Source organism: Brunnivagina elsteri CCALA 953 (assembly GCF_002289455.1).
In the GTDB taxonomy this organism is placed as follows: Bacteria; Cyanobacteriota; Cyanobacteriia; order Cyanobacteriales; family Nostocaceae; genus Brunnivagina; species Brunnivagina elsteri.
On record NZ_NTFS01000304.1, the window covers coordinates 1 to 8182 of the forward strand.

Here is an 8182-nt window from a genome sequence, read left to right on the forward strand (position 1 = left end):
CTTGATAAAAATTATACAAGTCTAATTCTACAATAAAAACAAACATTATTTACTAACACTTCAGTTATATAGTAATGATTTGAGATTTCGACTTTTATTTTTTAAATTAGTTTTTATGTTTAACTAAGAATTTGGCATATTATAGATACTGAATAATCATAGTATCTAGATTTATGACGAGGTACAAATTTGATTTTATAATGGAATAACAAGCATGAAAACTAAAACAGTTGGAATGATTAGCAGCTATCGAGGTATCAATCAAGAAGTCGATTGGCTATGGTTACAAACACCGGAATCATTTGGTCACTGGAAAAATATCCAAATGTATGCACCTGCAACTGAGCCAGATTTTCTAATCATGTATCAGTTTGATTTTTCTCCACCTCCTCAGCCAAAATCAAGACTTGATTGGTTTCGTAAAAAACAAAAACAATCCGAGTCAGATATTACTTCCCTCTTACACAGCGTGCCAAAAGAAAGGATAATTTATCTGTTAAGAGAACCACCATTAGATGAAGTCGTGGAGGTTAACAAGTTGAATTACCAAGAGGCACAAAAGTATTGTGGTTATATCTCAGGACCTGATGATTTTGCCCCTAATCCTGACTATATGCCTGCTATTTGGTATCTAAGTAACTCTTTTCGGGACTTAGACCAAATGCCACCACCAGAGAAAAAAGCTGCATGTAGTTGGATCACTTCTGGAATTAACCGCTCTGCCAATCATCAGCGAAGATTGGAATTTTTAAAAGCATTGAAATCTAGTGATGTTGAATTTGATTTATTTGGGCAAAACTTACCTGAATGGTCAAAAGCGCGTGGTGCGATTGGTGGCAAGTGGTACGGCATGTCTCCGTATTATTACAACTTATCAATTGAAAATTATGCTGACAATGATTGGTATGTGAGTGAAAAACTTTGGGATTCTTTATTAGCATGGTGCTTACCTATTTATTATGGTGGTTCTGCTGCCGATAAATTGTTACCACCAGGTAGTTTTTTACGATTACCTAGTTTGGATGAAAAAGGAATTGCCTACATCAAAGAAGTGACCGCAACACCTGATGCATGGTATGAAGCAAAAGATGCGATCGCGGAAGCCAGACAAGTGATTTTGCATAAGCTAAATTTATTAAATTGGCTATCAGAATTTACAGATAAGTTCTAGTTTTTTTAAGTTAAATTATCACTTATTTATGATGAAAGTTTGAGATAAATATGAATGGTATTTGCACTTTAGGCAATGATTATGTATACGACCAATTAGTAGCTTTACTAAATAGTATTGATGCTGTTTTAGGTTCAGAAATCCCTGTATGTATATATCCTTTTGATGATAACTTAGAGTTTATTTCCGCAGAAATTGCCAATCGACCTAACGTATTTATTTACGAAGACCAAGAATCCATTGCTAGCTGGGATCAATTTATGCTAGCAGCAGCACCGGAACGCCTGAATCGCGATAAATACAGGCTTTATGGCGCTCACCGTCGTTTTTGTGGATTTGATGGTCCCTTCGATAAATTTATCTACTTAGATGCGGATACCCTGGTGATGAACTCCCTAGCACCAGTATTTGAGAAGCTAGAACATCATGATTGGATTGTTTATGATTTTCAATTTAAGGATGTCAGTAAAATCTACAATGTTAATTCCCCTAAGTTACTAAATATTTTTGAGCAAAAACGTATTGATACAGAAATATTTTGTTCGGGATTTTATGCCTCAAAACGGGGTATTTTTAATCCAGAGAAAAGAGCATGGCTAATATCCCAATTGCAAGCTGGTGAGGCAGAAATTCTCTATGGTGGTGCTGGTGAACAACCTTTGCTAAATTATATGGTAATGAGGTCAGAACTCTCTAGTTATAACTTTGCTCAACATCTACCAGATGATGAAAAAACAGGATGTTCTGTGACTTCCAAGCATTTTGAAGAAAAAGATAATATTCTTTATGATAAAGGCAATCGTCTGACTTATCTGCATTACATTGGAGTTGCTCCTCACATTACTCAAGCAGTATGTGCAGGGGAAAATATTGAATTTCCCTATCGCGATTTATTCCTTTACTATCGTTATTTGCACCAACCAGAAAAGCGTCCAGTTTTTACAACTCCTGGACGTAATCATATTCTCCCAGCACCATCCTTATGGACAAGAGCATTAAGAAAACTAAAACTAGTTAATCAAGGATAATTTGGATGAATAGAGGTATTTATATAGTCGGAAACGATCGCGTTATGGAGAATGCGATCGCATTACTCAATAGTATTCGTCGCTATGACAAGGATGTCACAGTTTACCTGATCCCATTTAACGATGATTATCAGCAAATTTCTGAGATATTGACTACTGTACATAATGTGCAGATTTTCCCTGATTTGGAGTTACTTTCGCAATTTACCCAGAAAATAGGTGAAATTTTTCCTCAGGATTTTTTAGCTCTGCCAAATAAAATGCGAAAATTAGTCGCATGGTTTGGTCCTTTAGATGAATTTATCTATATTGATACGGATATAATTGTCTTTGAAAAAATTGCCGATAACTTAGATAAACTTGCAGAATTTGACTTTATTTGCTGCGATTATCATCACAAAAGTGAGGGATTACGAAATGTATTTTCCCCTGTGGTAAGAGAAAAAGAAATTTTTACAGAAGCACAACTTCAAGATGTTTTTAACAGTGGTTTTTTCGCTTCAAAAAAAGGTTGCATCACAGCACAAATTATGGAAGATACCTTGCGGGAATGTGCCACACACAAGGAATATTTTGACTTTTCTTGTGGGGTGACAGACCAACCAATTCTCAATTATTTAATCCTCAAACTCATAGATAAACGTTGTAACTTAGTAAGAGTTCCTGGTGGAGAAGCGGGGAGTTGGGCAGGTTCTCTCCATTTCCAAGAAAAGAACTTTATTCTCTTTGATAATAAGCAACAATTAAAGTATGTACATTGGGCAGGAATGAAGATGAAACCTGGCACTCCCTATTACAAATTATGGGAACATTACCATCATCTACATGAACCAAAACGCCCCTTATTACAAAGACTTCTTTCCCGTTAATAGCCTTAAATAAATTTAATTACTGGCTGCTATTTCCCCAGGAGAATTTTAATGAAGAATGGTATTTATATCCTTGCGAATGATGCCGTTTATGACCAATTAGTTGCTTTGTTGAACAGTATAGAAGTTAATGCAGGCAAAGAGATTCCCGTTTGTGTAATACCCTATGATAATCATCTAGATAAGATTAAATCTGAAATTACAACTAGAGATAATGTTACTTTATTTGATGATTATAGTTCTATTGAATATTGGGAAAACTTTGCAACTGAGGCATGGCAAGGACACTCAATTGCTCACAAAATTTGGAAAGAAAGAGGTCTTTCTAATTCTGGAATTTATCGTTTAGCCAGATATCGAAAATACTGTTGTTTTGATGGACAATTCGATAAGTTTATTTTTTTTGATGCAGATACTTTGTTGATGCAACCATTGGATTATGTATATCAAAAGCTTGATGAATATGATTGGGTGACTAATGATTTTCAATATAAGTCTGATATTAATTACATTTTTGATTCTTCCCAAAAGAAACTATATGAAGCTTTTAGTAATGAAATAATTAAATCACAAATCTTTTGTTCGGGATGGTTTGCATCAAAAAAACAAATGTTTGATGCTGATAAAACTACAAAAATATTAGAGTCTTTAAAATCCGGTGAAGCTGATATTATGGCATGGAGGGATTCAGACCAAACATTACTTAATTATATGGTTTGGCGAAGCGGGATTTCTTTCTATAATTTTGCCTATCATGATGTAGAAAATGCGACTGGTAGTCACTGGTCTTCTAATTTTGAAGTGATAGATCATATCTTATATGACAAAGGAAAAAAACTCACTTATTTGCATTATATGAGTGTTTCTTCTTCAAAATTCACCAGTCTTTGTCAGGGAGAGGATGTTGATATTCCTTACAAAGAAATATTCTTACATTATCGCTATTTAAAATCACCAGAATCAAGACCAACAGTATTTACTCAACCCAGTGCATTCGCAAAAATACAAAAGTCTACAAGTGATTTTGTTAGTAAAAAAGCTAATAGTCTCATGTACAAGTACCATCAATTACAGAATTTTAAGAATCGCTAATAGAAGGATATAGCGTTTCCTAAGCGACTGAGGTACACCTAAATCCTTTCTAATCTTGATCCAAAAGTATGACCAGATTTAAAATTTTATCTCACTAAGTAGGGAAATGCGATATACATCAATGACTAATAATGTAACACTTTCAAATAATACGGATATATCTAAAGAATCCTGCTTTTGTACCTTGGCTGTAGGTGACAGGTATCGTAATCACGCACGAATATTAGCCAAAGATATTCAGCAACATATGCCTGGTAAAGCCTTATGTGTTCTGACAGATAAACCAGAGTATTTTCAGGAGTTTCCCCACGTTATCGCATTCAAACACTATCTTCAAAGTGTGAAAGGATATCACGATAAACGCTTCGTACTTGAAAAGTCTCTCTCACTATTTGAGAGTTGTATATTTTTAGATTCTGATGTGAGAATTATTGGTGGTGTCACAGGAGAAATGAATTGGCTTCCGGGAATCACAGCAAGAGCGGGTTGTGATTTGCTACATCGCATAACAAAGATTAATAACCCCAGAGAAATTAAAGTTATAGAAGAAGCTGCTAAGAAGTTAAATATCGATCTTCAACAAGTACAGTATCTTCATGAATTCATGTTTACTTTCAGAAAAGAGGCTGGATTAGAAGACCAATTTATTCAGCTTTGGCAGACAATTTCTTACTTCTTTGAAATGCAAGGAATTTATCATGCTGAATGTTACGCAATGGGACTAGCAGCAGCTAAAGTTGGAATGACAATTAGATTCGATCGCGAAGATAAATTTGCTTTCTTTAAAGATAATATAGAGCTAGTCAGAATCAAAAATGGACAATCGAATCCCCAGGATAAAAAAATTTACTTTGATATCCACAAGGAGATTGAATATCCAAAACGCTCAATTTTGCAAAAAATAATTGATAAGCTGATTCAAAAAATTGTATTATTTTATCGATTATTAAGGTTGAGAATTGTTGCTAGGAGAGATTCTAGTTTTCAAAAAACATTTATGTAAAAAAATAAAAAATACAGAGAATAGATAATTTTTTCCCTGTATTTAAATATTAGATTCTGATTTAGCACATTGATGAAATCGAAACTACATCGAATCTAAGTCCAAAGCCTGAAAACCTCGACTTTCAACAAAAGTCATCATGCTACCAAGTTGGAACCACATCAACAAGCAAGTCAATAAAGAAATTGGTAATCCGATCGCAAATGCCAGAAATGGCGGAAAACCAAAAATTTCTAAACCCGAAACCAAAAATAAAACTAAACCAATAGTCACTCCCAAAAAGGGAAATAATAAAGGCTTTTTAGTTAAACTTGTGCCAGAATTTTCTGCTCCTTGAAGCTGCCATTTAGCAACTACAGTTCGCAAAGTTCCAGTGAGTGCAGCACCTGAGGTTATAGCCGCAAATAAGCCAAATACAAGTATGAAATAAGGTGGTTCTTGGGGGAAATAATACATGGGTTACTCCTGGAAGGCTTAAATTAAAAAACTTAATTAATTTTGCTTAATCTTGCTTAATATATATTCGCATGTGTCGGTACAGAAAAGCAAAATCAAGAATCTTATCTGCGTCTATCTGCGTGCATCTGCGGTTAATTTTATCCTTCAAAGCCTTCACGAACCAGCATCAAAAGCAAAGAACAGGCAAGATGCCTGTCCCACAATCTACTTGCGGAAAGCAAGTCTCAATTTTTACTGCTATCTCCATTACCAACAAACACAGACAAAAACGAGGCTTTGGGTAAAATCGCCGCAACACTTTCACGGGATAATTCTGTAAATAAGCCAATTGCCGCAGTTAATAAACGATTTGGCTGCAAATCATCCTTAACTAAATTCCACAAACTCTGTACCTCTTCCGTATGCAAACGGTCATCTTCCGTCAGTGCTAATACTAACTGCTGCCGTAAAAATTTACCCTCATCGGAAAGTAAAAATTGGAATCCTAGTTGTGCTGTCGGCAAAACATCAAAACTGCGATCGCTCCGGGCAATACTAATCAAATTCTCCAGTCGTTGCCATTGGAATTTATCATTTTTGAATAGTATATTCAGCAAACGTCGTCGCAGTTGGGGAGATTCTCCATTTAGCAAACGTCTAGCAATGTAAGGATAAGCAACCTCAACAATTTTAAAATTGGTATTGAGACTCAGGGCAATCCCTTCTTGAGTGATCAGCGAGCGAATTATCAGGGCAAACTTGGCAGGAACTCGGAAAGGATATTCATACATGAGTTCCGAAAATTCGTCGGTAATGGTTTTAAAGTTGAAATCACCAACATTTTTACCGATCGCATCACCTAAAACTTTTTCTAGTGCGGGAATAATCGGACGAATGTCGATGTCGGGTGTCAAAAAGCCCAATTTGACGAAATCTTCTGCCAGTTCCAAATATTCTTTATTGGTAAGATGTACAACCGAGTCCACCAGTGTTTCCTTGGTGTGTTCGTCGAGTTGATCCATCATTCCAAAATCGATGTAAGCCACTCTACCATCTGGCATGGCAAACAAATTACCGGGGTGGGGGTCAGCATGGAAAAACCCATGTTCTAGTAGCTGTTGTAACCCGGATGTTACACAAATTTGGATAATTTCTTCTTGGTCTAAACCAGCTTCGCGAATTCTCTTGGTGTCGGTGAGTTTAAAGCCTTCGATCCACTCTAGGGTGATGACGCGGTTAGTTGTATAGCGCCAATAAATAGCTGGAACCTTAACTTGGTGGTGATTGCGGAAATTATTGGCGAATTTCTCAGCATTACGAGCTTCGTTGAGGTAGTCGATTTCCTCAAATAGCTTAGTACCAAACTCGTCAACAATTAAAGTGAGGTCGTGCCCCAAATTCAAAGGCAACCAAGGTGATAGCCAATCCGCAGCCCATCGCATTAAATATAGGTCAAGAGTCAGGGTTGGGCGCAGGTTAGGACGCTGAACCTTGACTGCGACTTCCTCACCAGTAATTAAACGACCGCGATAAACTTGACCTAAACTGGCTGCGGCGACTGGTGTGGGAGAAAGTTCGCTAAATACGGACGCGATCGCACATTCTAGTTGAGTTTCGATTAGGTGATAGGCGATCGCACTATCAAAGGGTGGTAATTGGTCTTGCAGTTTGATCAGTTCTTGCAAAAAATCCTTACGGATCAAGTCAGGACGTGTCGAAAGGGCTTGACCAACTTTAATAAATGTTGGACCCAAACTAGTCAACATTTGCCGCAGTTGAATTGCCCGTCTCTGCCTATTTTCCTCAACTTGATTAAACCACTCGTCCCACTTTAGACCCAAGAAAAACCCAGCGAAAAACCAAATAATCTTTATCGTCCGTCCCCATACGAGCCAAGGACGAAACCGATAATGACGCGCGATCGCATCTGAACTATAACGATTTAGCTGAGTAGGTTGATACTGACCCACGCCTAAACTTGCCTCTGAACCCGATTATGTTTACTTTTGTTTTTTACCCGCATTCTGCCTACAAAAACAGAATACTGATAACCTTTATCTAAAAACAATTCAAATATATGTTTTTCCGGGCAATACTCGTACTCAATTATGCCGTTTTTACTTTCCGGTGTTTATATATCTTTTTCTTAATTATAGTTTATATAAGTACAAATTTAGCCAGATTTACAAAGGTTTTAATCCAATATTGAAGTTGCTCGAAGCTAACAGGCAATGCCACTTCTAAAGCTTTACAGGAACTGTCTTTGAGCTTCTACAGATTATTTACCAAGGTTGGCGCTAAACTTTAGATAAAGTAAAAATGTTGCATCAAAACATATATTGTTTACAAGCCCAAAAATCTCAACATTTCTTAATGTTTTATTAGGTAAATACCATATGGTAAATATTTGCAATTCTTATAGATATTAAAAAAATAGAGTCGCAACATCCTTATTTGTTTACAACTCTTGTTATTTGTACTAATTTTATTTAACTATTCTTTTAGGTTCTTCAGTACTTATTATGCCAAATTATTAGCAATAACTAGCAAATGATGTTAAAAAATGTATCAGAAATCGAAT

Annotated in this window: 7 protein-coding genes; 5 read left to right on the top strand and 2 right to left on the bottom strand. The window is 36.1% G+C overall.

The window, feature by feature from the left end:
• The first annotated feature begins 214 nt into the window (after positions 1-214).
• The 5 genes from CK510_RS21925 to CK510_RS21945 all read left to right on the top strand — a co-directional run bounded on the left by CK510_RS21925 (position 215) and on the right by CK510_RS21945 (position 5163).
• Positions 215-1171 (top strand): glycosyltransferase family 10 domain-containing protein, encoded by a 957-nt coding sequence (locus tag CK510_RS21925; protein WP_095723714.1) that lies wholly within the window; start codon positions 215-217, stop codon positions 1169-1171.
• Between the two features lie 50 nt (positions 1172-1221).
• Entirely contained in the window at positions 1222-2199 is a 978-nt protein-coding gene (locus CK510_RS21930; protein ID WP_095723715.1) for an Npun_R2821/Npun_R2822 family protein, read from the top strand.
• A 5-nt stretch (positions 2200-2204) separates the two neighbouring features.
• Positions 2205-3068 carry an Npun_R2821/Npun_R2822 family protein gene (locus CK510_RS21935; protein WP_095723716.1) on the top strand — a complete coding sequence of 288 codons (864 nt, stop codon included), beginning with the start codon at positions 2205-2207 and terminating at the stop codon, positions 3066-3068.
• 51 nt (positions 3069-3119) lie between these two features.
• Positions 3120-4160, top strand: coding sequence for an Npun_R2821/Npun_R2822 family protein (locus tag CK510_RS21940; RefSeq protein WP_095723717.1), 1041 nt, complete (start codon positions 3120-3122; stop codon positions 4158-4160).
• Positions 4161-4281: 121 nt separating this feature from the next.
• Positions 4282-5163: a hypothetical protein gene (locus tag CK510_RS21945; RefSeq protein WP_095723718.1), complete on the top strand. Its 882-nt coding sequence runs from the start codon at positions 4282-4284 to the stop codon at positions 5161-5163.
• Between the two features lie 84 nt (positions 5164-5247).
• Here CK510_RS21945 and CK510_RS21950 read toward each other — a convergent pair whose 3' ends face one another.
• Complete coding sequence (locus tag CK510_RS21950; protein ID WP_095723719.1) at positions 5248-5619, bottom strand: hypothetical protein; 372 nt, start codon at positions 5617-5619, stop codon at positions 5248-5250.
• Between the two features lie 227 nt (positions 5620-5846).
• Positions 5847-7571 carry an ABC1 kinase family protein gene (locus CK510_RS21955; RefSeq protein ID WP_095723720.1) on the bottom strand — a complete coding sequence of 575 codons (1725 nt, stop codon included), beginning with the start codon at positions 7569-7571 and terminating at the stop codon, positions 5847-5849.
• Positions 7572-8182 lie beyond the last annotated feature (611 nt).

Excerpts from the sequence above, each read along its gene's own strand:
- CK510_RS21925 (WP_095723714.1), top strand. The coding sequence starts at position 215 with ATGAAAACTAAAACAGTTGGAATGATTAGCAGCTATCGAGGTATCAAT.
- CK510_RS21930 (WP_095723715.1), top strand. The coding sequence starts at position 1,222 with ATGAATGGTATTTGCACTTTAGGCAATGATTATGTATACGACCAATTA.
- CK510_RS21935 (WP_095723716.1), top strand. The coding sequence starts at position 2,205 with ATGAATAGAGGTATTTATATAGTCGGAAACGATCGCGTTATGGAGAAT.
- CK510_RS21940 (WP_095723717.1), top strand. The coding sequence starts at position 3,120 with ATGAAGAATGGTATTTATATCCTTGCGAATGATGCCGTTTATGACCAA.
- CK510_RS21945 (WP_095723718.1), top strand. The coding sequence starts at position 4,282 with ATGACTAATAATGTAACACTTTCAAATAATACGGATATATCTAAAGAA.
- CK510_RS21950 (WP_095723719.1), bottom strand. The coding sequence starts at position 5,619 with ATGTATTATTTCCCCCAAGAACCACCTTATTTCATACTTGTATTTGGC.